Here is a 24,374-nt window from a genome sequence, read left to right on the forward strand (position 1 = left end):
TGCTTATTACCACGCAGGTGCTGAGGATAGATTTTAATATACCAAATGTTATTGCCAAAATGTAAATATGGTAATAGTATTGGTAACAATTGTTATTCATTTTGGTAACATCTGAGTAGTGCTGGTTACCCTCATTTCTGGTAAATGGACAGCATAGGTTCCCGAGCAACGCCTTCGCGAATCATGTAGCTGAAACTTTAATGGACATCACGGTTATGCACACTGATATAAAAAAAGAAACAAGACTAAGCCAGGTACTGCAAGCGGTACGCAAAGCGTATCGGCCATCACTTGTTGCCGGCGTAATTTGCGCGCCAATGACGATTGCGCCTTTTTCTGCCTACGCTCAAGAGACCGATAACGAGTCTGCAGAAGAAACGGAAGTCATTGAGGTTAAAGGAGTTCGTCAGACGATTCAAAGCTCTATATCAATCAAGCGAGAGTCTACCGAAATTGTAGACGGAATTTCAGCAACCGATATTGGTGACCTTCCGGCATTGTCAATTGGTGAAGCGTTAGAAACGCTTACCGGTGCGTCTTCACACCGGGAGCAGGGTGGTGCAACAGAAATTTCGATTCGTGGTCTTGGTCCGTACCTCGGTAGTACGGTGATGAACGGGCGCGAGGCAGCGAATGGCAGTGGCGACCGTTCCGTTAACTTTTCTCAGTTTCCATCTGAGCTGTTTAATAAGGTTGCAATATATAAAACGCAGTCTGCTGAACTCATTGAAGGTGGGGTTTCCGGACAAGTCCATCTTGATACACTTCGCCCGCTTGATTACGGAAAGCGACGATTTCAGTTATCTTATAAAGGAAATATAAATCCAGATAACTATGACTTAGAAGAGCCGGAGCGCGACTTCGGTCACCGAATCACCTCGAGTTTCGTAGACCAGATTAATACTGACTCTCTGGGAGATTTTGGCTTTTCAATTGGTGTGCAACGCGATACTAAAAGTAATCCGGAGCAAGAGGCCCGTACAGGTACATCCTGGAACGCATGTCGTATCGCACCGGGGTTCGATGGCGGCATAAACCAGGCACGGTTTGACTGCGAAGACGGTGGCGGTGCCCTTGATCTCGTTGCTGACGAAAATGGTAACGCACCCGATGCCGACACACCGTTTGTATTTTCCCGCTCTCAAAATTCTTTCAGACAGAATATCACTGACGACGTCCGTGAGTCGGTATTTGGTGCCGTACAATGGAAGCCAAATGATAAGCTGGAAATAAACCTCGACTATCAATATTCAAATCGTGAATTCAGCGAAATACGCAATGATTTGGTATTTGCAGAGGTCAATCATATTGATGGTTTTAATGTACCTGAGTCTGACCGATTGCCATTTAATTTAATCGCTACCGACACCGGTGCTCTTCGCCAGTTTACGGCGCTTCAGAATATTGAAACGAACAGCCAATATGCTGAGCGCGGTGAAAAGTACAATGGCGGTGGTATCAACATTCAGTACAACGTCAGTGACAGATTGAAAGTCATGTTTGACTACGCTGAGTCACAGACGGAGCGGGTTGAAACAATTATTCAGACACGGCTTCAGTCTGAAAACAGAGATATTTATCAAAATATCGTAGAAGGGGCTGACAGCAACGGTGAAGTACTTACTGCTGCGCAGATTTTTAATAATGGCTCTTTGGTACCAACATGGACGCTGCAAAACTTTGATGTGAATTATCATGCAGCGTTTGCCGATGAAGCCAGAACACGACTTGATTTAAATCAGTCTCGCTTCAATGACGTTAGTGCAGCGCGCTTAGACTTTGACTATATCCCTGACTCTAATTTCATTGTAGGTATCAAGGGTGGGGTACGCTTATCGAAGCTAGAGTATTCAAGTGTTCCTGGGGGAAGCGGTACAAACAACAGAACAGAGTTAACCTTTAGTGACGAAGCTGCCGCTGCCGCAAACGTAGAATGTCGCAACACGGTATTTCCAGATCCGGGCTTTCTTGACAATGAAACCGGCGGCGCGCCTTTGTTCACCAACGTTGATAGCGATGGCAACATTATTTCAAATGGCACGGGTAACTCTTACGCCACCTTTGATCCAATCTGCTTAGCTGAGAATTTACTTGGCTCATTAACACTGGAAAACGGCGACGTTCGCACAATCGCCAACTCCATGCCGACCAATGATGAAGACGATATTCGTGATATTGCCGCGGTAGACATGGAAGAAGAGACCAAGGCCGTTTATCTCCAGGCTGACTATGACACCTTTGTCGGTGACTACGGCGTGCGGGGTAACTTCGGTCTTCGCGTTTTTAATACCGAAGTAAACTCGATATCTTATCGCGGCCCGCTTACCGCGGAACGGGACTTTGACGGCATTATCACTGCAATCAGTCCGGTCGAGGGGGATTTGGAACGGGTAGAAGGCGGTGGTAGCTATACCAAACTATTGCCAAGCATCAATCTCATTGTTGATATTCGCGATGACATTCTTTTTCGCGCAGGGCTATATCGCGGTTTATCGCGTCCTGATCCCTCGGATCTGGGCTTTGGACGGTCGTTTACCGGCATAGACGATGAAATCGTTACCGGAAACCTGTCAGATGCTGTCGGTCGCGCCGTGGCAGTAGGTAACCCACAGTTAGACCCCTTTATGTCCTGGAACCTTGACGCTGCGGTTGAATGGTACGCGAATGAAGATACGATATTAGCCCTTGGTCTTTACTACAAAACCTTCGACGGCGGCTTCTCTAATACATCGCAAACCGAAGCGTTCGAAATTGATGGCGAGTCTGTAGAGACCATTGTTACAACGCCGCAAACAAGCGACGACTCAAGTCAGATATATGGTTTAGAGCTGACAGCCACCCACTCCTTTTCTTACCTGAATAGCTGGTTGAATGGCTTTGGCTTCAAAGTGAGCTATAACTACGCAGATTCAAACTTTGAGTTTGAAGATGAAAGCTTTGGCACATCGGTGGTAATTAACTCAAGTACAGGTGAACTGGAGCAGCGGTTTGGTATTGTTCCACCGGCAAACCTGTTCGGCTTCTCTGAGCATGTACTTTCCACGCAACTCTATTACGAGTATGAAAATTTCAATATTGCGATGAATTACAAGTATCGCAGTAACTATTTTCAGCAGTTCTTAAGCACACCAGGTGCAGTGCGCTATGTAGACGATACTGAAATCTTTGAGGCTCGCCTGTCATATCGCTACAACAGCAACTGGAAGTTTAAACTCGAAGCCATCAACCTGTTCGATGATCCAAAAAGACAATACCGTCCTTCACCGGATAATTTCGCAGAAATTAATGTGTACGGACCACGTATTTTTGCAGGTGTGGAATTTAAATACTAAAACCTTTCCTGGTACTTAGCGCGCAAACTGGAAGACGACCTTCCTCTTCTGTTTGCGCTTTTTTTTACTGTAAGAGCATCATGTCATGCGTAGCTTATGTTTTTTAGTCTTTACCCTTTTGACACTTAACGCCTGCGGCAGTTCTGGCTCTCAGTCTCAGACTCAGCCACCAGACGCTCCCGCGCCGCCACCTGAAACAGAGCAACCATGCTCAACGGCATCACTGCCGGTAACTGTATCTTCAGAAGCAAGCTCGGCCAGCGAGACGTATCATGCGGACAACGCTGCAGATGGCGATACGTCAGGCTCATCGCGGTGGCAAAGTGATTTTAGTAATGAATCCCTGGTCCTTGATTTTGGTCAGCAGCGGCAAATAGGCAGCCTTCAGATTAAGTGGTTTAAAGGCAATGAACGCACCTACCGTTTTTCAGTGGAAAGCTCATCGGACGCCGAAAACTGGCGTGCTGTTGTTACCAACGATAGCTCCAGCGGGCGTCATTCAGGCTTTGAATTAATTAGCTTTGACGAGCCAGTAATCGCTAACTATATGCGAATTACCGGATCAGGTAATTCGGTCAATGATGCAACGGCTATTGTAGAAATTGATGCCTATAACTGTGAACAGGGTGACGGCGAAATTATTGATGTTTTTCCCAATGAAGTAGGCATTGAGTTACTCGACTGGTACGTGAGTGTACCTACCGACGAGGACGGATCTGGAACCGCAGACAGTATCTATGAAAACGAACTGGCAGCTGGCTACACTAACTCAGAGTACTTCTATGCCAGCGATGATGCAGGCATTGTAATGCGCTCTCCCTCCTATGGGTTTAAGACCTCTCAAAACACCAGCTACGTTCGCGTTGAGCTTAGAGAAATGCTACGTCGTGGTGATAAAAGTATCCGTACTCAGGGCGTCAATAAAAATAATTGGGTATTTAGTTCTGCACCGCAAAGTGCACAAGCCTCAGCCGGCGGCGTCGATGGAAAACTAGAGGTGGAGCTGGCGGTCAATGAGGTCAGCACAACGGGTGAAAATTACCAAATTGGCCGTGTCATTATTGGTCAGATTCATGCAAACGATGACGAACCCATCAGGCTGTATTACCGCAAGCTTCCTGGCAACGAGAAAGGGGCTATCTATTATGCTCACGAAAAACGTGCCAGCGCAGATGGGACCCGGGAAAAGCAGGAGGACTGGGTAGAAATGATTGGCTCGAGGAGTAGCTCAGCGAGTGATCCGAGTGACGGAATAGCCCTGAACGAACCCTTTCGCTATATCATTGAAGTATCTGGAAACACGTTATTCGTGACTATCTCACGGGAAGGAAAGGCCGATGTCGTGAGTACCTATGACATGACAGGAAGTCGCTATGATGAACCCGATCAGTATATGTACTTTAAAGTTGGCGTATATCATGTAAATAACTCCAGCGACGCCGACGAACGCGCAAAAGTCACCGTCTATGAGATTAAAAACAGTCATACCCATTACGCTGAGAGCGAATAAGGTTGTTTGAGGAAGGGATCCGTATCGTCACTCGCTGACCCACATGCCAACGCTCGCCTGCGCGGGGGGCGGTGGCGTTTACAGCTTGCGGCAGTGGGTCAGGTCAGCGGCTCATAGTGCCACTGATGCGCCTCGTAACTAACTTTGGCGCGTTCGTATTCGCGCTCTGACCGCCAGGTACGGTTGTTCAGCTTAATTGAAACACCGGAATAAAGCTTTTTATTGGCGATAAGTCCAATATCTTTCTGGTAATCCTCTTTGGCCTGCTTCATTTCGAGCATGCGCATTTCAATCCAGTTCAGCAGGGCGGTTTCATTTTTGTAAATTTCAAATACCTCATCGACCTTGTCCTTGAGCTCTTTGGGCACCAGCTTGCTTTTGATTAAGTCCACCTTTTCCTTATGCCGGCTATTGTTATGGCGTAACTGTTTGAGCAGATCTTCAAGATTATCGCGGCGCTCCAGCAAAAGATTAAAGCCGGGGCTGAAATCGACTTTCAGGGTACTGCCTGACACAGCACCGAGTACCCCGGCGACGACTTTCGCCTGGCTGACAATATCGCAGGCGAACAGGTTACCGCGGGGGTTATCTACCTGACCCACGGTGACAGAGCCGCCACAGCGAATGCGGCTGTAAGCCAACTGACGGGAGACGGTAACGTTACCGGCGCACTGAATATCAATACCCTGACCATGCTGAACGTGAATGCTGCCAGTGGCTGACAGCTTACAGCTGAATTCGGAGGTCTGCTCGTTCACTTTGCCCATGGCCCCTTCAGTGATAATGATATCTCCGCCGGACTCGATGTGGGCTGACTCAACAAAGCCATTAATGGTCACGTCACCTTTGGCTTTAATGACCATTTTTTCAGTCACATCACCGTTTACCAGCACCGCGCCTTCGTAGTTAACGTGGCCGGTGCCGACGTTTACGCCGCTGCAAATAAATGTATCGTCTATGTTCATGGTCTGATTCTGGTACTTGGGCATACCGGCCAGGGAGGCGATCAGCAAGTTTTCATCTTTAGGATGGACGGTTGTTCCTTCGCCTTTTTTGAACTCTACCCATTCACCGGCTTTGGCCGCAAGATGGTTCCCGCGAACATCAAATCCATTGCGGCCCTTAGTTGGCCTGGTGCGCCTCAGTACTTCCGCTTTGGCTTTTACACAAATGACTTCACCGAGGTTTCGCATGTCCACCCTGTCACCATTACTTGTCTGGGGCCTGAGCACCCGTTCAAGTGCATTGGGTACAAGGGGAATAAAGCGCGATGACTTGCCGTCACGCGGGGGGAGGCCTTTAGCAATAACATCTTCAATAATACTGCCTGGCGGTGATTTCTGCGCTTCGACCAGCACGCTCTCGATGCGTTTCAGACCAACCCCTCTGACGATTTTGTTTTTCTCTGCCAGCTGACAAATGGTTTTGACGGTCGGAAACTTACCACCGAAGGGAGTGGTCAGTACCAGGCTGGCTGTCATAGCATCTTCAGGTATACGGAATTCCACTTCTGCGTTGCGGCGTTCGCCAACCTTTTCGGTGACGTCGGTGAAGTCTTTAGTCTTAAAGTAGTGGTTGGCCTTTTCCGAGGCGCTTTTTACACTGGACTCGGAAATATAGAATTTCTTATAGGCGTTGCGCAGCTCACTTACGATTGATGCTGACTCGAGCTCCTGTTCGAATGCAGCAGGGTTAAGTGTTAACTGTATCGCGTTCTTTTTTTCATCAAAGCTGAATTCTACGCCTTTCATCACTACATCCGTCAAAACGTGAGGTTACTAAGGGTTATCGACCACCTGGCACCTTCCTTAAGGATCGGAAATCATAGTCTGTATGAACACAGATCCCAGTGCCGGTTTCACGAATCTAATGTATAGCGAAGTCTGATGGCACGTCAAAGGTTTTGCGCATACTGATAAAGCGCCCGTAAAATTCCCTGCTTGTCTGCATCGTCACTGTGTTGCTGAGCAAGTTGTTCAAGGTGAAGCAGAAAGGGCTCCAGTGTCAGGGAGGCCGCCGAATCCGGATCGGTTAATCTGGCCTGACGGTGATGCTGCCAGCGCTGCATTTCGTCAGCCGTTAACGTATGGGGGTAGTTGCGGGCACGGTAACGAAACAACTGGCTGCGTAAACGCGGGTTCTGGGTAGTATCAGCCAGCGCAGTCAGGGCTTCTGGCTGGGCTTCAATCACATTGTCACACCAGCGCCGCTCATCATTACCCAGAAAGCCGCCGCTGTAGAGCGCATGATCCACGTCTTCTTCGCCAAGATCGGGTTGTTGCTGGTAAACCTCGATCAGCTTGTCGGCCAGACCGCCATGCTGGCTCAGGCGGGCAAAGGTATCCAGGCAGGCCTCACGGTCCAGGCCCAGCCGTTTGGCATTCTCCGGTGTCATGGCTTTGGCACTGGTAATAAATGGCGAACGATTAATATGAATAAGTTTCAGGCCCGGGCGTTGCTGTTCATTATCCAGCGCCTCTTTTGGTGCATACAGACGTGCGCGAATGGTGTCTGCGTCTTCATCCATCAGGGTTTCCGGTGCATGACCAAGATCAACGGCAATGACTGCGTTGGGATTGCCAGGATGCATGGCGACCGGCATGATCCAGGTGCAGCAGCCCTGCGCCGCCGGCAACTTTGAGGACACATGTAACAGCACCGAGGGCTTCGTCAGATCGATGTATTTAAGTACATTCCGTTTGGCACGCAGCGAAAAAGCATACTCGAATAATTTGGGCTGGTGCTCTTTTATCAGCCTGGCCAGTGCAATGGTGGCACGTACATCTGATAACGCATCATGGGCATCGCCGTGCTCAATATTGTTGGCTGCCGTCAGGTGCTCCAGTTTAAAGCTGGGGCTGCCGTCATCCCGCAATGGCCATTCTATGCCGTCTGGCCGCAGTGCATAGCAGGCGCGCGCAAGATCAATAATATCCCAGCGGGCATTACCGTTACGCCACTCTCTGGCATACGGGTCGTAAAAATTGCGGTGAAACAGGTGACGCGTGACTTCATCGTCAAAGCGGATACTATTGTAGCCTGCCACACAGGTATTTTGCGTGGCCATTTCACTATGGATCTGGCGCGCAAATTCGGCCTCAATCATACCGTCGCGCAGGGTCTGCTGGGGGGTAATCCCCGTAATCAGACATGCCTGAGGATGGGGCAGGTAGTCGTTGGCAATCTGACTCATTATATTGATGGGTTTGCCCACTTCCTCTAAGTCCATAGTGGTGCGAATGGCAGCAAACTGGCAGGGCAGGTCCTTTTTGGGACTAGTGCCAAACGTTTCATAATCGTGCCAGAGAAATGTGGGTTCCTGCATTATCGTTCCATTACCGTCTGCTGCGCGCATGAAAGTCACCGCGCATTGCCTAAAGTGGGAATGCGCGAGTGTACACGCTAGCAGTAGTGAACGCCAACAACGCACAACAGTGCTATTTACCTTGTAAAGGTCACATTCAGACGAATAGGTATCGCCTTGTGGGTAAAAACCGATAGGATAACGCTACAACAATGAATAAGGATAGACACTATGTACCGACGACTGCTTACTTCACTCATTGCCTGCACATTCTGCTTCGGCGCTTTTGCTCACGGTGATCATGACCATCCGGTCGCGATTGCCATTCATGGGGGCGCGGGCACAATACTTAAAGAGAATATGACGCCCGAACAGGAGCGTGCTTACCTAAGCAAGCTCGAAGAAGCTATTTCCCATGGTTATGCCCTATTGAAGCAGGGCGAGTCAGGCGAGCAGGCGGTCGTCGAAACCATTCAGATCCTCGAGAATTCACCGCTGTTTAATGCCGGAATTGGTGCCGTGTATACGTTTGATGGTGAACATGAGCTGGATGCGTCGCTGATGCACGGTGGCTCCAAAAACGCCGGCGCGGTGGCTGGTGTTAAAACCATTCGCAGCCCAATCGAAGCGGCCAGGCTGGTCATGGAACAATCGCCGCACGTGATGCTTTCAGGAAAAGGCGCAGAAACGTATGCGGCAGAGCATGGCCTGGAGCAGGTCGATAACACCATTTTTGACACAAAATTTCGTAAAAAAGCCCTGGATAAAGCCAAAGCACGCATGGAAAGTGCAGGCCTGACCGAAGGCGGACAGCAGGGCAATGAACGGTTTGGCACGGTCGGTGCGGTTGTGCTGGACAGCCACGGCAATATTGTTGCTGGTACCTCGACCGGCGGTATGACGGCCAAACGCTATGGGCGTATCGGTGACTCACCCGTGATCGGCGCGGGAACCTTTGCTGATAACGACAGTTGTGCGGTGTCTGCCACCGGCCATGGCGAGTATTTTATCCGTTATAACGTTGCCGCAGATATCTGTGCGCGTATGAAGTACCTGGGCGATCCATTACAAAAGGCCGCGGATGCCGTGATTAATGGTGTTTTGGTGGAAGCCGGCGGTGACGGTGGTGTGATTGCCATTGATGGCGACGGGAATATCGCAACGGTGTTTAATTCTCCCGGCATGTATCGGGCCAAAATTGACACGAATGGTGATCTGTCAGTGGGCATTTATCAGTCGTGGAGTAAAGCGGCGCAGTAAGTAGTGATAAGTCGCTGACGTTGGGTACCGCGCTGATGGCCGCGTGGTGCCCGGTTTCGTGCATGAGGCAGACTAAGATTTGCTGTATTTTATAATTAACAATACTAACAGGCATAAGAATTACATTGGCAACCAGAGACGGAGCTTAATATCCTCATGGTAGACCAAACTACACCATGCAATGCCAGGGCTGGCGGCAAGGTAAAGAAAGACGATCCATCGTTGCGCTTATTGCTGTTTGCACCAGATTAGTCTGTGTTTTTTCAATTTCCTGTTGATAAGGCTCAAACAACTCTGCGTTAAACGGGCCAATAGCATCGAAAGTAATCAGGCCGTCTTATTCAGGCGGCGAAAACACGCCATGTTCCCGGAATTCTGCCATGACCACGTGTGTACCTGCAGATAATCTTTCTGGTCAGTGGCGTATTTTTCGGAGGTAGAAGAAAAACGCATACGTAATTTCTACGGGTTAGTGATCTTAATTATATTAGGCTTAGTTTATATGTGGAGATAAGCACCAACCGGAAAAAAGCATGTTTGTTGAAACAATAAAGACCCCCGGTATCGCGCATTTGTCGTATATCATCGGCAACGATGGTGAGGCCTGTGTAATTGATCCTCAATTAGACACAGACACTTACTTGAAGTTGGCAAATCAACATGGCTGCCGAATTACAACGGTCATTGAAACCCACCGTAATGAAGACTTTATTTCAGGCGCGAAGGCGCTCGGTCAGCGCACTCAGGCAAATATCTATCACGGACCCAATGCAGATGAACCGGTTTCCTATGCGCAGACCATCACTGAAGGCGAGCAGCTCAGCGTAGGCGCCTGGTGTCTTGAAGTTATAGAAACGCCCGGTCACACCAAAGACAGTATTTGTGTCACTGCGACCGATACTAACGCGTCAGACGAGGTCATTGGCGTATTTACCGGTGATACCCTGTTTGTGTCTGATGTGGGGCGAACAGACTTTTACCCCGATGAAAAAGAAGCAATGGCCGCCAGCCTTTATCAAAGTTTAGGGAAGCTGAGTGCGCTGGGCGAGCAGGTCATCGTTTACCCGGCACATGGGGCAGGCTCAGTGTGCGGCGGTGGTATGGCCGATCGTGAATTTACCACGATTGGCATCGAGCAGCGCAGCAACCCCATGCTGCGGATCGCTGATGAAGCGGCGTTTGTGGCGAAGAAAGTTAGTGAGTATCATTATATCGCGCCTTATTTCAGTAGAATGGAAGCGGCTAACGTTTCCGGTGTGGCAGAGGCTATGCCAGCGCAGCTTTGTGCGCCCCTGCTTGCCGATGAGCAGACGCAGTGGCTCGATACCAAAAAGCGGCCGGGCATGCTCATTGATGTGCGCAGCCACGCTGCCTTCAGGGAACAGCATATTGCCGGCAGTATAAATTTGCCCGGTGACTTGCTGAGTGCCTACGGCGGCTGGTTATTGGACGATGATACGCCACTGGCATTGGTGGCAGACCATGCTGCGCAGGCGAATGAGGCAGCCAGGCAGCTATGGCGCATGGGCGTCACGCAGGTGGCGGGTTATGTAAGCACAATACCAGCGGCACTTACGGAACAACACAAAAGGGCGCAGTCTGTGGCTACCGTTACTGCAGATACAATCAGTAACAGGCTTAGCAACCCGGCTAAGCAATGGGTACTGCTGGATGTGAGAAAGCGTGACGAAGTGGTCTCGACACCGTTCCCTGGAGCGTTGCATACTTTTCTTGGTCACCTTAAAGACTATGCAGCGAAAACCCATGCCGACACACACTATACTTGTATGTGTGGCAGTGGTGCGAGAGCCACTGTCGCGGCAAGTTATCTGCAAATGCTGGGGTGCAATAACGTCGACGTATTTGAAGGGTCGCTGGACGCCTGGCAGCAAGCCAGTCACGAGGTGTCGTAGCGGGCACCGACACGGTGCCCTGCAGACTGACTGGGCTAATTCTCCTAGATAGCGTTAAGTAGTTCTGACTGGTCAATAATAGGGTTACGAATTCCTTAGCAACTCTGCGCGGCGTCATTGCAATACCGCTCGTAGGCACTCACCGGGTCATTGGCATGCCATTGTAATAAAAGTGCTAGATGTCAGGGCTCGAATACCTTCTCAGCGCTGCTATCAAAGACCGCATCGCCACATGAGGACTGGTTTTCCAGCGGCGAATGACACTCTCATAGCGAGTAGTCATGTTGAAATAGGCGCGAGCCAGATCGCCTTTAAACTCATCGGTGCTCTCAGGATATTAAATAATTATAAAAAAGCGCTAAAAAAATAGCCGATTAGCCAATCAGCATCTAGGCTTGAAGAGAAGTCTCTTCAGCGGCTTCAACGCGCTAGGTTAGAGCCCTCAGGTACCTATGTCATCGTGCGGCAGAGACCTGTGTACACAGGCTGCTAACCAAACACGGTTCGGATAACAACAATGCAGGTCACGATGGTGCATTTGCAGGGGAGAAATACAATGGAATCACTTCAGGTTAGCGACTATATGAACACGCACCCGGTGAAGCTGGGGCTGAAAATGCCTGTTGCTGAAGCCGTAGAGTGGCTGCTGGCCAGTGGCCAGACTGGCGGGCCAGTCGTGGATGAGAAAGGCAAGGTCGTGGGCTTTTTGTCTGAACAGGACTGCATCTCGCAAATGATAGAATCGAGCTACTACCGCGAGCAGGTCTGCCGGGTGGCAGATATTATGCGCACACCCGCACTCACCGTTAAGCCCTATATGTCGGTACTTGAGCTGGCGCAATTGCTGCTGCGTGAAAAGCCTCGGATTTACCCAGTAGTGGATGATGATGGTGTGTTGTGTGGCTCGATAAACCGGACCAATATTTTAAAGGCGATTGATGTGCAACTACGCTCAGGCTACCGCAAAGTAGCCAGCTAGCGTAGCACCAAATGTAGACACGTTGGGCCTGGGAAAGTGCAACAGGCCCTTGCCGTGAGAGTGCTGCTTTTCCACTTTGGGCTGGTGAAAACAATTTCGGCATATCTTGTCACTTTTTGGACTTGAAAGTCGCGCCAATCCACTTATGCTATCGCGTTTTTTAAACTGAGGCGGCGCGCGTGACATCCCATTCTATTCCTAATCCGTTCGGTCTGTTGCCTATTCTGGTCTTCGTTGTGCTGGTGGTTGGTACCGGTATTCTCACCGGTGATATGACGGCTATGCCTATTCTGGTGGCGTTTTTCATCAGTGCGGGCGTGGCTTTGTTTATCAACCCGAAGCGTCAGCATCAAAGCGTGGCACAGAAACTTCAGGTGTTTTGTAAAGGGGCAGGTGACAGCAACATTATTCTGCTGGTACTGATTTTTTTGCTGGCTGGCGCGTTTTATGCCTTAAGCATTGATATTGGAGCCCGGGATGCCACGGTCAGTCTGGCACTCACGCTGTTACCGGATACGCTGATTCTGCCTGGGCTGTTTCTTATCTGCTGCTTTATCTCCTTCGCCATGGGGACTTCAATGGGCACCATCACGGCATTGTCGCCGGTTGGCGCAGGCCTGGCGAGCAGTCTTGGGCTGCCTGTGGAAATGGTGCTGGGCATTGTGGTGGGCGGCGCCATGTTTGGAGACAATCTGTCTTTTGTGTCAGACACCACCATTGCGGCGACCCGCAGTCAGGGCGTGAACCTGAAAGATAAGTTCCGTGCCAATCTTATCGTGGCAGTGCCGGCGTGCGTTGTCACGCTGGCACTGATTTTACTGATTGATGTGAACCCGGCGGATGTGCCTGGCACAGGCGAAACCGACTACTGGCGGATCCTGCCGTATTTATTAATTATTGCGGCAGCGCTTGGCGGGTTGAATGTCATTGGTGTGCTGGCTGTGGGGATTATCAGCGCGGCGCTCATTGGGCTGGCACAGGCACAGTTCGATGTCGTTGCGATGCTGGGCGTGGTGCAAAAAGGCATGGGCTGGATGCAGGATCTGGCCATGATTGCCCTGACCATTGGTGGCATAGTGGCGCTGATGCATACTAACGGTGGCATTACCTGGCTGATTGAGATTCTGACCCGGCGCGTAAAAGGCAAAAAAGGCGCCGAACTGTCGGTCGCCTCGCTGGTGAGTTTTCTGGATCTCACCACGGCAAATAATACGATAGCCATTGTTACTGCCGGGCCGATTACACGCGAGCTTAGTGCTCAGTATGGTGTTGATCCTCGCCGTACCGCCAGTTTGCTGGATATCTTCTCGTGCGGCTTTCAGGGGCTGGTTCCCTATGGCGCACAGTTATTAAGTGCTGCCGCTGTAGTGGGGATTTCGCCGCTGGCGATCACGCCGTACTGCTGGTACCCCATGCTGATACTGCTATTTGGTCTGCTGTCTGTTGCCAGCGGATTGCCCAGATTCACACACCCACACACCGATCCCCTCGCTCAAGCACCTCGTTAAGTGGCCTGGGTGCGGCGTGCTGCCGCCGGGCCTGTTATTTGCGCACAGCGTATTTAATTGGGATAAAGGGGAAGAGTGGATCTCGCGCGCGACATCTTCTAGGATCGTCGCCCTTGTACTGATTAAGAGGAATTACTGTTGTCGTCAGCCGCACCTGATACTTTGTCATCGCTTTACGAACAACTGCCGCAGTGTATTGGCAGCGAACGGTTTCGTCTGCGTCGCCGTCTGAACCAGCTTAAGCGTGACGGCAACGGTGCCAGTGATAAAAAGCGCGAGGCCCTTGCCAGCGATATTGAACGCGCGGTGCTAAAACGACAGCAGCGTCAGGATAATCTGCCCGACGTCAGCTATCCGCCGTTGCCGGTCAGCGATAAGAAAGACGATTTAAAAGCCGCGATTGCGGAAAATCAGGTGGTCATCGTGGCCGGTGAGACCGGTTCGGGTAAAACCACACAGCTACCGAAAATATGTCTGGAGCTGGGCCGCGGTATAGACGGCATGATTGCTCATACGCAACCCCGGCGCCTGGCTGCCCGCAGCGTGGCAACGCGCATTGCCGAAGAGCTGGATACGGCGCTTGGCGATAAAGTCGGCTTCAAAATCCGCTTTTCAGATCAGGTCAGCGACAACAGCTATGTGAAGCTGATGACCGACGGTATGCTGCTGGCAGAAATGCAGAATGACCGGTTTCTCAATCAGTATGACACCATCATTATTGATGAGGCCCACGAACGCAGCCTGAATATTGATTTCTTGCTGGGCTACCTGACACAACTGCTAAAAAAACGCCCTGACTTAAAACTTATTATCACCTCTGCCACCATCGATCCGGAACGTTTTTCCCGTCACTTTAACGATGCACCTATTGTTGAGGTAAGTGGGCGTACCTACCCGGTGGAAGTGCGCTACCACGCGCCAGAAGATCAGAATGACGATATTGAGCAGACCGAGGCGATTATCAGTGCTGTGGACGAACTGCGCAATGAAGCGCCGGGGGATATCCTGGTATTTTTAAGCGGTGAGCGTGAGATCCGCGACACTCAGGATGCGCTAACCAGACAGAAATACCGCAATACCGAAATAGTGCCACTGTATGCACGTCTTTCTGCCAGTGAGCAGAACCGCATATTCCAGTCGCATACTGGCCAGCGCATTGTGCTTGCCACTAATGTGGCAGAGACCTCGCTGACTGTGCCCGGCATTAAATATGTGATTGATCCGGGAATGGCGCGTATCTCCCGCTACAGTGCGCGCAGCAAGGTTCAGCGGCTGCCTATCGAACCCATATCACAGGCGTCTGCGAACCAGCGGGCGGGACGCTGTGGCCGTGTATCGAACGGTATCTGTATCCGGTTGTACAGTGAAGAGGATTATCTGGGCCGCCCGGAGTTTACGGACCCGGAAATACTGCGGACCAACCTGGCTTCGGTTATCTTGCAGATGCTGGCTCTGGGGCTCGGCGATATTGCCGGGTTCCCGTTTGTGCAACCGCCGGAGAACCGCAACATTAACGATGGTTTCCGGCTGCTGGAAGAAATTCAGGCGATTACCCGCAAAAAGGGCCGCCCGCATCTTACCCCAATGGGCCGCCAGATTTCGCGCCTGCCAATTGATCCGCGCTATGCCCGTATGGTGGTGGAAGCGTCGCGCTCCAATGCGCTGGCACAGGTGATGGTGATTGCCGCCGGGTTGTCGATTCAGGATCCCCGCGAGCGGCCGCAGGAAAAGCGCCAGCAGGCAGACGAAAAGCACAGTGAGTTTGCCGATAAAGACTCAGACTTTATCAGTCTCTATAACCTCTGGTGTCACTTCCGCGAGCAGCAGCAAGCGCTTAGCCAGAATCAATTGCGTAAGTGGTGTAAAGCGAACTTCATTAACTACCTGCGCATGCGGGAATGGCAGGATATTGTCAGTCAGCTTAAAAAGTCGGTGGCCGAGCTGGGAATGGGGACCACCCGACAGGAAGCCGACTATGCCGGGGTTCACCAGGCCATTTGTGCCGGGCTGTTATCGCATTTGGGGATGAAAGACAAAGACCGTGAATATCTGGGCTCGCGCAATACCCGGTTTATGATTTTCCCCGGCTCTGATATTGCTAAAAATCAGCCAAAATGGGTGATGGCGGCGGAGCTGGTGGAAACCTCACGGCTGTTCGCCCGTATGGCAGCCAGAATCGATCCCAGCTGGGTAGAGCCACTGGCAAGCCACGTCACCCAGTCCAGTTATTCCGAGCCGCACTGGTCGAAAAAGCGCGGGGCTGTAATGGCGTGGGAAAAAGTCACCCTGTTTGGCCTGCCCATCGTGGCCCGCCGCCAGGTGGTGTACAGCAAAATTGATCCTGCCGTCTGTCATAAACTGTTTATCCGTGAGGCGCTGGTAGAAGGTGAGACGCGTATGCAGTTTGACTTTCTTTCCCACAATCAGGCCCTGCTTGAGCAGGCCGATGAACTGGAGCAGAAAACCCGCCGTCGTGATCTGATGGTCGATGAGCAGCACCTGGTAGATTTTTACGCAGGTAAAATTCCCACCGAGGTTAACAACGAAGCGGCGTTTCACAAATGGTTTAAATCTCTGGCCGATAAAGACACGCTCGAATTTACCGAGGACGATGTATATCGCCAGCAACCCGGCCAGTCCGTAGAGAACGCGTTTCCCGACAGCTGGAAACAGGGCAACCTGACACTGCCGCTTCATTATCATTTTGAGCCGAATGCTGAGGATGACGGGGTTACCGTGCTTATCCCGTTGCCGCTGCTTAACCAGGTCGACGACATCGGCTTTGACTGGCAGGTACCGGGACTGCGGCATGAACGGATTGTCGCCATGATCCGCAGCTTGCCCAAGCGGTTACGTAAAAACTTTGTGCCTGCCCCTAATTTTGCCGATGCCTGTTTATCAGACATGGCGCAAACTGACAAACAGGGCAGACCGCGCACGCTGACCGAGGCCGTGACCTATAAGCTAAAACGCATGACCGGGGTGGACATAGAAGAAGAGGCATGGAATTTCGAGCAGGTAGATCGTCACTTAATCATGCATTTTGCGGTGGTGGACGATGAACGCAAGATCATAGCCCGGGGTGATGATCTGCATACCCTGAAGCAACAATGTCAAGGCCAGGTGAAGCAGACCTTTGAAGAAGCCGCCACACCTGAACTTGAACGCAAGGGCCTGCAACAGTGGGACTTTGAGGCATTGCCGCAAAGCTTCACTCAAAAGATGGCAGGCTTCGAAGTACAGGCCTATCCGGCGCTGGTGTCACGAGGGGATACCGTCGACATTGAACTGATTGATGAGCCGGAGAAAGCGGCACGGTTGCACCGTCAGGGCGTCAATGTGCTGATCCGCAATGCCATGCCGTCTCCGCGCAATTACCTGCAGGAAAAATTACCGAATAAAGCCAAGCTGGGCTTATATTTTAATCCCTTTGGTCAGATTAAACCGCTTATCGAAGACTGTATTCTGGCCGGCATTGATGCGCTGGTCGATGACTTTTTAAACGGGCAAGACGCTGATATTCGCGAGCAGGCTGACTTTAATGCCTGCGTAGACGCAGTACGCGGTAATATCAATGACAAGGTACTGGATATTGCACGTCAGGTAGAAACCGGGCTGACACTGGCTCATCAGTGTCAGAAGAAAATGAAGGGCAATGTGCCCTTGTCTATGGTCAGTGCACTTGGAGACTGTAAGGCGCATCTGGCCTCACTGGTGTATCCGGGGTTTGTCTCTGATATTGGCTATGCAAGGCTCAATGACTGGAATCGTTACATCAAAGCGCTGGATCGCCGGCTTGAGAAGCTACCGGTAGATCCCAACCGCGACCGTATGCATCAGGTCAGCCTGGAGAAGGTCATCGCGCAGTGGGAGGCTGTATGCCAGAAATACCCGGATGATAAAGTGCCAGCGCAGCTTAATGATGTACGCTGGATGATCGAAGAATTGAGAGTCTCACTGTTTGCGCAGCAACTGGGTACGGCCTATCCTGTTTCTGCAAAACGGATCATTAATTTTCTGGCAGATTTTTAACGTTTCGGTCTATTCTTGTTCTGGTGAGAACGAATTGATGGTCAGGGATTTATGAGCTCTGCGGTCTTCATCGTACTCAAGGGGCTACTTGATGGTTTCTTTCCATTGACAAGTGCACAGGATAGCGTAACTATAAATTTGCCAGATGCAAAAATGTACCGGGGTAGGAGAGGTAGGCATGTTGGGATACGACGATAAGCGCAATTTTTTCAGGATGATGGTGAATTCACCGTGTCAGATCCAGGTGAATGATGAAGAATCCAGCCGCACCATGCAGGCTGTGTGCAAGGACATAAGTGCAACGGGAATGTCATTGGAGGTTGATGAGCCTTCTATCGAAATTGGTACAGATGTTACCGTTTCAATCGATTCCAACAGCTCACAAATTCCTTCGCTGTCCGCGGTTGCCAAGGTGGTGCGGTGCGTACCTGAAACGGACAGCAGTTGCATTGTTGGCGTGGAAATTTCTGAAATGAAATAATCGGGTGGTCACTCTTTTCACGTCAATGGCGAGGCCGGGCAAGTATACCCGGCCGGCCTGAGTCCGGTCTAGCTGTCAGTCACTTCGCAGATAAGCCCTTTAAGATAATACCCTTCCGGATAACTGCCAATCACCGGGTGGTCTGTTGCCTGACCCAAACGTTCAATAATTTTAATAGTACGCCCGGCATCCAGCGCGGCATCGGCCACAATTTTCTGAAACAAATCGGCTGGCATCAGGCCTGAGCAGCTAAATGTAAACAGCAGTCCGCCGCTACGCACGGCATGGATCCCGTACATATTGATATCTTTGTAGCCACGTGATGCACGGTTCAGCGTCGCCTTGCTGTCCACAAATTTTGGCGGGTCGAGGATCACCATATCAAACTGCTGACCCTGCTGATGATACTCACGCAGCGCAGTAAACACATCCTTATTCACGTTGGTGCACTGCTGTCCGACGAAATTATTCAGGGTAAGGTGCTGTGCAGCCAAATCCAGCGCCGGCTGCGATACATCCACATTGGTCACATGGCTGGCACCGCCGGACAGTGCCGCACAGGCAAAGGTACCGGTGTAACTGAAACAGTTCAGTACCTCAGCATCGCGGGCGTAACGCCGGGCTGCCTGCCGACTGTCGCGCTGATCGAGATAAAAGCCGGTTTTATGGCCGTGCACTATATCGACGAGAATTCTTTGCCCGTTTTCACGAATGGTCACGGTTTGTGGTGGAGTGCCCGATACCACCCCTGTGACGCTCTCAAGCCCTTCTTTTTTGCGCACATCGACATCGCTGCGCTCGTAAATATGCATATCCGGCAAGCGCTTATTCAGCGCCCACACCAGCTTGTCACGCTGACGCTCGGCCCCGGCACTAAGTAATTGCAGTACCAGTACGTTGTCATAACGGTCCACCGTTATTCCCGGCAGACCGTCAGACTCAGCCGCGATCAGACGGTAGCTGTTAGTCACTGACTCATCGAACAGGCGTCGGCGCAGCGCTAGCGCACTGTCAACGCGGCGCATAAAAAAGGCATTATCAATAATTTCGTTCTTATCGAAACTCCACATCCGTACCCGGATTTGCGAGTCCGGCGAATACGCACCGCGGCCCAGCCAGTCACCTTCAGCACTGCAAACATCGACCGTATCGCCCTTGCGCGCTTTGCCCTTGACGGTTGCCACGGCACTGGCGAAAACCCAGGGATGGCGACGGCGTAAGGACTTATCACGGTTTGGCTGAAGCGTGAGGGTAGCTGACATTGATGGTTTTCCGACTGGCTGTAAAAGGCCGCAAGTATAGCGGACTGACGACATAAACGCATTACCACATTAGTCATTATCCGGCACGCACAGCCTGTCAGTGCTACTCTGCGTGAGACCTGTATAATCCTGACCGGTGTCTCGGGCGTAACACTGACAGAACTTGTTTTTGGAGCAGCAAATGAAATTTATCGACTTCACCGAAGGCGGTCCCGACACCTTGCGTATTGCCAATACATCCGCGCCACAGGCAGGAGCCGGACAGGTACTCATTGAGGTCGCTGCATTCGGTATAAATCGTGCCGATACACTGCAGCGACAGGGGAAATATCCGCCTCCGCCCGGAGAAAGCGAGATCCTCGGACTGGAAGTGGCGGGCACGGTTATCGATGCTGGTAAGGATGTGTCACGCTGGCAAACCGGCGACAAGGTGTTTGGGCTGGTCGCCGGCGGTGGCTATGCTCAGCAGGCAGTGGTTAATGCACAGCACCTGATGGCAGTACCTGAGGGCATGCCACTGGAGCAGGCGGCCGGACTGGCTGAAGTTTTTCTTACTGCCTACCAGTGCGTGCACTATATTGCCGGGCTGGAACAAGGCCAGCGTGCGCTCATCCATGCCGGAGCCAGCGGGGTAGGGCTTGCTGCCCTGCAATTGTGTCGCTATATGGGCATAACGACAGCGACAACCGCATCCAGTACAGAGAAGCTTAGTCTGTGCAAAGAGATGGGCGCAGACATTGCGATAAATTATAAACAGGACGACTTTGCCACCATGCTAAAAGATGCCTGGCCAGAGGGCGTGGATATGGTGCTGGATATGGTCGGCGGTGATTATCTGAATCGAAATTTACAGGTGCTGAGGCGAGACGGACACATTGTGCAACTGGCTATGCTGGCCGGACGTTATGCGGACAACCTGGATCTGGCTCTGCTGCTGGGTAAGCGTGCCCGTATTCAGGGCACTACGTTGCGAAGCCGCACAGACAGCTACAAACGTGATTTGATTGACGCGTTTTCAGCGCGCTGTCTGGACGGGTTTGTCACGGGTAAGCTGGTGGTGAATATGGATACCGTCTATGACGTCACGGAGATCCAAACAGCCCACCAGCGCCTCGAAGAAAACAGCACAAAAGGAAAAGTCGTGGTGCGCTGGTAGCACTTATGCGTTTTCAAAGCCTTCGTCTTTTTGCGAAGGCTGACTTTCTGCGGCCTGTCTGGCCAGTTCATCACAACGCTCGTTTTCAGCATGGCCACTGTGGCCTTTTACCCAGTGCCAGTTAACCTGATGTTTGTTTACGGCCTCATCCAGCTGCTTCCAGAGGTCCGCATTTTTTACCGGCTTTTTGTCTTTGGTTCGCCAGCCATTTTTGCGCCAGTTGTGGATCCACTGGTTTATCCCGTTTTTGACATACTGACTGTCGGTGGTCACTTCAACACAACAGGACTCACTTAAACTGTTGAGTGCTTTGATCGGCGCCAGCAGTTCCATGCGGTTGTTGGTGGTATGCGCGAATCCGTCGCTCAACTCTTTGCGGTGTTGCCTGTAGATAAGTACAGCGCCATAGCCGCCTGGTCCTGGATTACCCAGACAGGATCCGTCGGTGTATACCTGCACGGTTTTTTTGGTCACAATGTGTCCTCTTACAATGACCATAACGACGTGCGGTGCAGTGAGAGTTTATCACTCAGGTTGTGCGCGGCATCGCGTATGGTAGAAAAACTAGGGAAGATGCGAATAAGTCTATCGCCGCTAGTGCTTGCAGCCAAGTGCCAGGTCACAGCGGTCTTTCGCAGGCCTGGCGGAGTAAGTCACAAAGGCCGGCGCCGAGCAGGTATCTGGCTGTAAGCCCCGAAGGCTGAGCCCTGAATAACACATGCGCGGAGCTAGTCTTGTCAACAGGGGCGGCGGTCATTGCCCGCGCGTGACGACGCACTTCAGGACTCGCTGAGTGTGGTAGACTTATTCGCATCTTCGTTGAGCCCGTAGCCTGATGCAACGGGCCTGATATACTAACCCTCTGACACCGGTTCGTATAGGGAGCGGTGAAAATTGACACACTGACGCGGGCGGCATTTAAGTGCTTCGTCGGCGTCGTAGCATAAAAAACAGCATTACCACAGGCAGAAGCAGTATGCGTCAGATTGTTCTGGATACAGAAACCACAGGTATTGATCCCAAAGAAGGCCACCGAATCATCGAAATTGGCTGTGTGGAAGTGGTGAACCGTCGTTTAACAGGGAATCATTTTCATGTCTACATCAATCCTGGCCGGCACATTGAGCAGGAAGCCATTGATGTGCACGGTATCACCAATGAGTACTTAAGTGATAAGCCGGTGTTTGCCGATGTCGCCGAGGACTTCATTCAGTTTATTCGCGGTGCACAACTGGTTATTCATAATGCCCCCTTTGACGTGGGCTTTATGGATCATGAGTTTGGTATGGAGCCTAAGACCCGTTCGGTCAGAACCGCAGATATTTGCGATGTGCTGGACTCGCTGACGCTGGCCCGTCAGAAGCACCCGGGGCAGAAAAACAACCTGGATGCATTGTGTAAGCGTTACGGCATTGATAACAGCCATCGTACCTTGCACGGCGCCTTGCTGGATGCGGAGATCCTGGCCGACGTTTACCTGATGATGACGGGCGGTCAAAAAGCCCTGAACCTGTCAGGGCAGGGCAACGGTGACGATACCGGTCAGGCAGATGCCGTACGCCGGGTGCAGCGAACGACAAATAAATTAAAGGTAATTCAGGCAAGCGCCGATGAAATAACACAGCACGAAGCACGACTGGATATCGTTGAAAAAAGCGCAGGAAACTGCCTGTGGCGCTCGGCGACGTCTGACTGACAGGAGCGTATGTGGTGAAGTTTGCCTTCATAGCACTACTAATGGTTATGGGTTCTGGCGCGGCGCTCGCCCAGGATAATACTGAACAGCGCCAGCCAGCCGCCGCGACAGATGTGCCGGCAGCACAAGACACGAAGCCCTCACCAATCAAACAGATTGGCAGTGACTATCACAATGACATTGTACTGCTGCGCAACCGCTTCCGGGTAGACTATGAAGTCGACGAAGTAACCATGGTGTTTTTTCGCGAATATGGCACGGCACCGGTGGTACTGGTACGTCCTGATGGCTCGAAAATTTTTCAGAGCCAGGTGGGTAACGACGAAGACAGCCGCATTAGTTGGTACGACGCAGTAAGCTACGACATGATTCGGATTAAAAATCCGGTGCCCGGTCCCTGGCAGGCGGTCGGGCAGATCCTGCCGGACAGCCGGGTTATGGTCATTTCTGATATTGAATTGCATGCACAGCCATTGCCTCCGGTCATTTTTTCAGGCGAAATTTTAAAATCAACGGCGTCACTGACCAACGGTGGCGAGCCCATTGATAGCAATGAGTTTCGCGACGTGGTCGAGCTGACGATCACGCTGGTCAGTACCAACAACCCCAACTTTGACAACTTTGGCGCACAAACGCAGCAGGTGGCTACCTTTCAGGATAATGGTCGCGGCATGGACGAGGCGCCACTGGACGGCGTATTTACCGGTCAGTTTAATCTGGCTATTGCCCCGGGTGAGTGGACACCGGTGTTTGAGGTCAGTACGCCACTATTTTCACGGGAACAAATAAGCGAGCCGCTACGACTTTACCCCAATCCGGTTGAAATGGATGTAAAGCTGGATGGCGGTGGTGACGGCTACCATAAACTGATGATTGATGTTGACCGCGACCTGGTTGACATTTCGTCGTTGCTTATCGATGGCAAAGTGCGCTTCCCGAATGGCGATATTCAGAATTTCTCGCTGACCAAACCCAGCGACAAAGCACGTGAGCACCTGATTGTGGCGTATGAAGAAGGTGTGTTTCGCGTCAAGCTTACCGCGTATGGCACGACCATGAATGGTCGCGACTTTATTCTGGATGTACCTGAGTACACGTTTGTGGCGGAAATGGCCAGACCTGAGATGCAGGATCCGATGGCTGTAGGGCAGGAAACAGACGAGGCCGCGCCATCTGACAATGATTCTCCGTCAGAGCGGGTCATTGAGGCACAAGGGGATCTTGAGGCACGGGCGGTGACGCCCGAGGCCGAAGAGAGTATGGACACCACGACCCTGATTACGCTGCTGATTGCCGTGAACGGGACCATCCTGGTGATTGGCGGTACGGTGATAGCCTTTATCGTTCTGCGACGTCGTCGGGCGGCCATACGCACTGCGTCCCCTAAGTCAGAAGCAAGCAGCGGGGAAGCGCCGTCCGGGGAGGACGCGCCGGCCAGACAGACAGGCTTGCTGGCGCGGCTGTGGCCTTTTAAAAAGGGATAAAGGGTGCGGACATCGAGAGTTAAATACTGCCAGGATTTATGCAAAAAATAATCATAATGGCGATTAAACCAGCAAACGAGTCCCGTGTGACGATTTTATTAAAAAAAAGCATTGACTCAGTCAGGCCTAAACCGTATTATCTGCGCCGCAGTGAGGGCAGGGGCTCAAACGAGTCACTATTAACTCACTGAAAAATCTGAAAATTAGTGGAGCGGTAGTTCAGTTGGTTAGAATACCGGCCTGTCACGCCGGGGGTCGCGGGTTCGAGTCCCGTCCGCTCCGCCACTTCTCAGATTTGAACGAACAAGGTCCTGGAGCGGTAGTTCAGTTGGTTAGAATACCGGCCTGTCACGCCGGGGGTCGCGGGTTCGAGTCCCGTCCGCTCCGCCATGTCGTTCATCTCCCTACAATGCGGAGCGGTAGTTCAGTTGGTTAGAATACCGGCCTGTCACGCCGG

At 51.6% G+C, this 24,374-nt stretch carries 15 protein-coding genes, 3 tRNA genes and 1 pseudogene (1 of these 19 cut by a window edge); 14 read left to right on the forward strand and 5 right to left on the reverse strand.

The features are described 5' to 3' along the window. The first annotated feature begins 215 nt into the window (after positions 1-215). Complete coding sequence (locus IE054_RS03450) at positions 216-3,332, forward strand: TonB-dependent receptor (protein ID WP_189403661.1); 3,117 nt, start codon at positions 216-218, stop codon at positions 3,330-3,332. Positions 3,333-3,417: 85 nt separating this feature from the next. Next, on the forward strand, positions 3,418-4,842 hold the full coding sequence (locus tag IE054_RS03455; protein WP_189403662.1) for a polysaccharide lyase family 7 protein: 1,425 nt from the start codon (positions 3,418-3,420) through the stop codon (positions 4,840-4,842). A gap of 98 nt (positions 4,843-4,940) precedes the next feature. On the opposite strand, the gene IE054_RS03460 is transcribed toward IE054_RS03455, so the two are convergent. Both IE054_RS03460 and sbcB read right to left on the reverse strand, forming a co-directional pair. Beyond that, on the reverse strand, positions 4,941-6,593 hold the full coding sequence (locus IE054_RS03460) for a flagellar assembly protein A (protein WP_189403663.1): 1,653 nt from the start codon (positions 6,591-6,593) through the stop codon (positions 4,941-4,943). A gap of 143 nt (positions 6,594-6,736) precedes the next feature. Continuing rightward, a complete protein-coding gene (gene sbcB, locus IE054_RS03465) occupies positions 6,737-8,167 on the reverse strand; it encodes an exodeoxyribonuclease I (RefSeq protein ID WP_189403664.1) in 1,431 nt (476 codons plus the stop codon). A 210-nt stretch (positions 8,168-8,377) separates the two neighbouring features. Between sbcB and IE054_RS03470 the strand changes: the two genes are divergently transcribed. Both IE054_RS03470 and IE054_RS03475 read left to right on the forward strand, forming a co-directional pair. Next, a complete protein-coding gene (locus IE054_RS03470) occupies positions 8,378-9,406 on the forward strand; it encodes an isoaspartyl peptidase/L-asparaginase family protein (RefSeq protein WP_189403665.1) in 1,029 nt (342 codons plus the stop codon). 533 nt (positions 9,407-9,939) lie between these two features. Next, on the forward strand, positions 9,940-11,319 hold the full coding sequence (locus IE054_RS03475) for an MBL fold metallo-hydrolase (RefSeq protein ID WP_189403666.1): 1,380 nt from the start codon (positions 9,940-9,942) through the stop codon (positions 11,317-11,319). Between the two features lie 175 nt (positions 11,320-11,494). Here the strand turns inward: IE054_RS03475 and IE054_RS17935 are convergent. Beyond that, positions 11,495-11,638: pseudogene (locus IE054_RS17935) on the reverse strand (endonuclease); the annotation flags it as partial. 237 nt (positions 11,639-11,875) lie between these two features. On the opposite strand from IE054_RS17935, the gene IE054_RS03485 reads away from it, so the two are divergent. From IE054_RS03485 to IE054_RS03500, 4 genes are all read left to right on the forward strand, one after another. Continuing rightward, entirely contained in the window at positions 11,876-12,298 is a 423-nt protein-coding gene (locus tag IE054_RS03485; protein WP_189403667.1) for a CBS domain-containing protein, read from the forward strand. A 179-nt stretch (positions 12,299-12,477) separates the two neighbouring features. Continuing rightward, positions 12,478-13,806 (forward strand): Na+/H+ antiporter NhaC family protein, encoded by a 1,329-nt coding sequence (locus IE054_RS03490; protein ID WP_189403668.1) that lies wholly within the window; start codon positions 12,478-12,480, stop codon positions 13,804-13,806. A 162-nt stretch (positions 13,807-13,968) separates the two neighbouring features. Next, entirely contained in the window at positions 13,969-17,838 is a 3,870-nt protein-coding gene (gene hrpA, locus IE054_RS03495; RefSeq protein WP_373293820.1) for an ATP-dependent RNA helicase HrpA, read from the forward strand. Between the two features lie 178 nt (positions 17,839-18,016). Then, a complete protein-coding gene (locus IE054_RS03500; protein ID WP_189403670.1) occupies positions 18,017-18,319 on the forward strand; it encodes a PilZ domain-containing protein in 303 nt (100 codons plus the stop codon). Positions 18,320-18,387: 68 nt separating this feature from the next. Here the strand turns inward: IE054_RS03500 and IE054_RS03505 are convergent, their stop codons facing one another. Further along, positions 18,388-19,581, reverse strand: coding sequence for a class I SAM-dependent rRNA methyltransferase (locus tag IE054_RS03505; RefSeq protein ID WP_189403671.1), 1,194 nt, complete (start codon positions 19,579-19,581; stop codon positions 18,388-18,390). 181 nt (positions 19,582-19,762) lie between these two features. Between IE054_RS03505 and IE054_RS03510 the strand changes: the two genes are divergently transcribed. After that, entirely contained in the window at positions 19,763-20,737 is a 975-nt protein-coding gene (locus tag IE054_RS03510; protein WP_189403672.1) for an NAD(P)H-quinone oxidoreductase, read from the forward strand. Between the two features lie 3 nt (positions 20,738-20,740). Here the strand turns inward: IE054_RS03510 and rnhA are convergent, their stop codons facing one another. Beyond that, positions 20,741-21,235: a ribonuclease HI gene (rnhA, locus tag IE054_RS03515; protein ID WP_189403673.1), complete on the reverse strand. Its 495-nt coding sequence runs from the start codon at positions 21,233-21,235 to the stop codon at positions 20,741-20,743. Positions 21,236-21,713: 478 nt separating this feature from the next. Between rnhA and dnaQ the strand changes: the two genes are divergently transcribed. The 5 genes from dnaQ to IE054_RS03540 all read left to right on the forward strand — a co-directional run. Continuing rightward, the gene (gene dnaQ / locus IE054_RS03520; protein ID WP_189403674.1) at positions 21,714-22,433 is read left to right on the forward strand and encodes a DNA polymerase III subunit epsilon; all 720 of its coding nucleotides are present in this window, start codon (positions 21,714-21,716) and stop codon (positions 22,431-22,433) included. 14 nt (positions 22,434-22,447) lie between these two features. Next, a complete protein-coding gene (locus IE054_RS03525; protein WP_229804985.1) occupies positions 22,448-23,917 on the forward strand; it encodes a TIGR03503 family protein in 1,470 nt (489 codons plus the stop codon). Between the two features lie 208 nt (positions 23,918-24,125). After that, positions 24,126-24,202, forward strand: a tRNA-Asp gene (locus tag IE054_RS03530). Positions 24,203-24,230: 28 nt separating this feature from the next. Continuing rightward, a tRNA-Asp gene (locus IE054_RS03535) sits at positions 24,231-24,307 on the forward strand. A gap of 23 nt (positions 24,308-24,330) precedes the next feature. After that, a tRNA-Asp gene (locus IE054_RS03540) sits at positions 24,331-24,374 on the forward strand; it runs 113 nt beyond the window's last position.

The sequence above is a fragment of the Alteromonas halophila genome, from assembly GCF_014651815.1.
Lineage (GTDB): Bacteria > Pseudomonadota > Gammaproteobacteria > Enterobacterales > Alteromonadaceae > Alteromonas > Alteromonas halophila.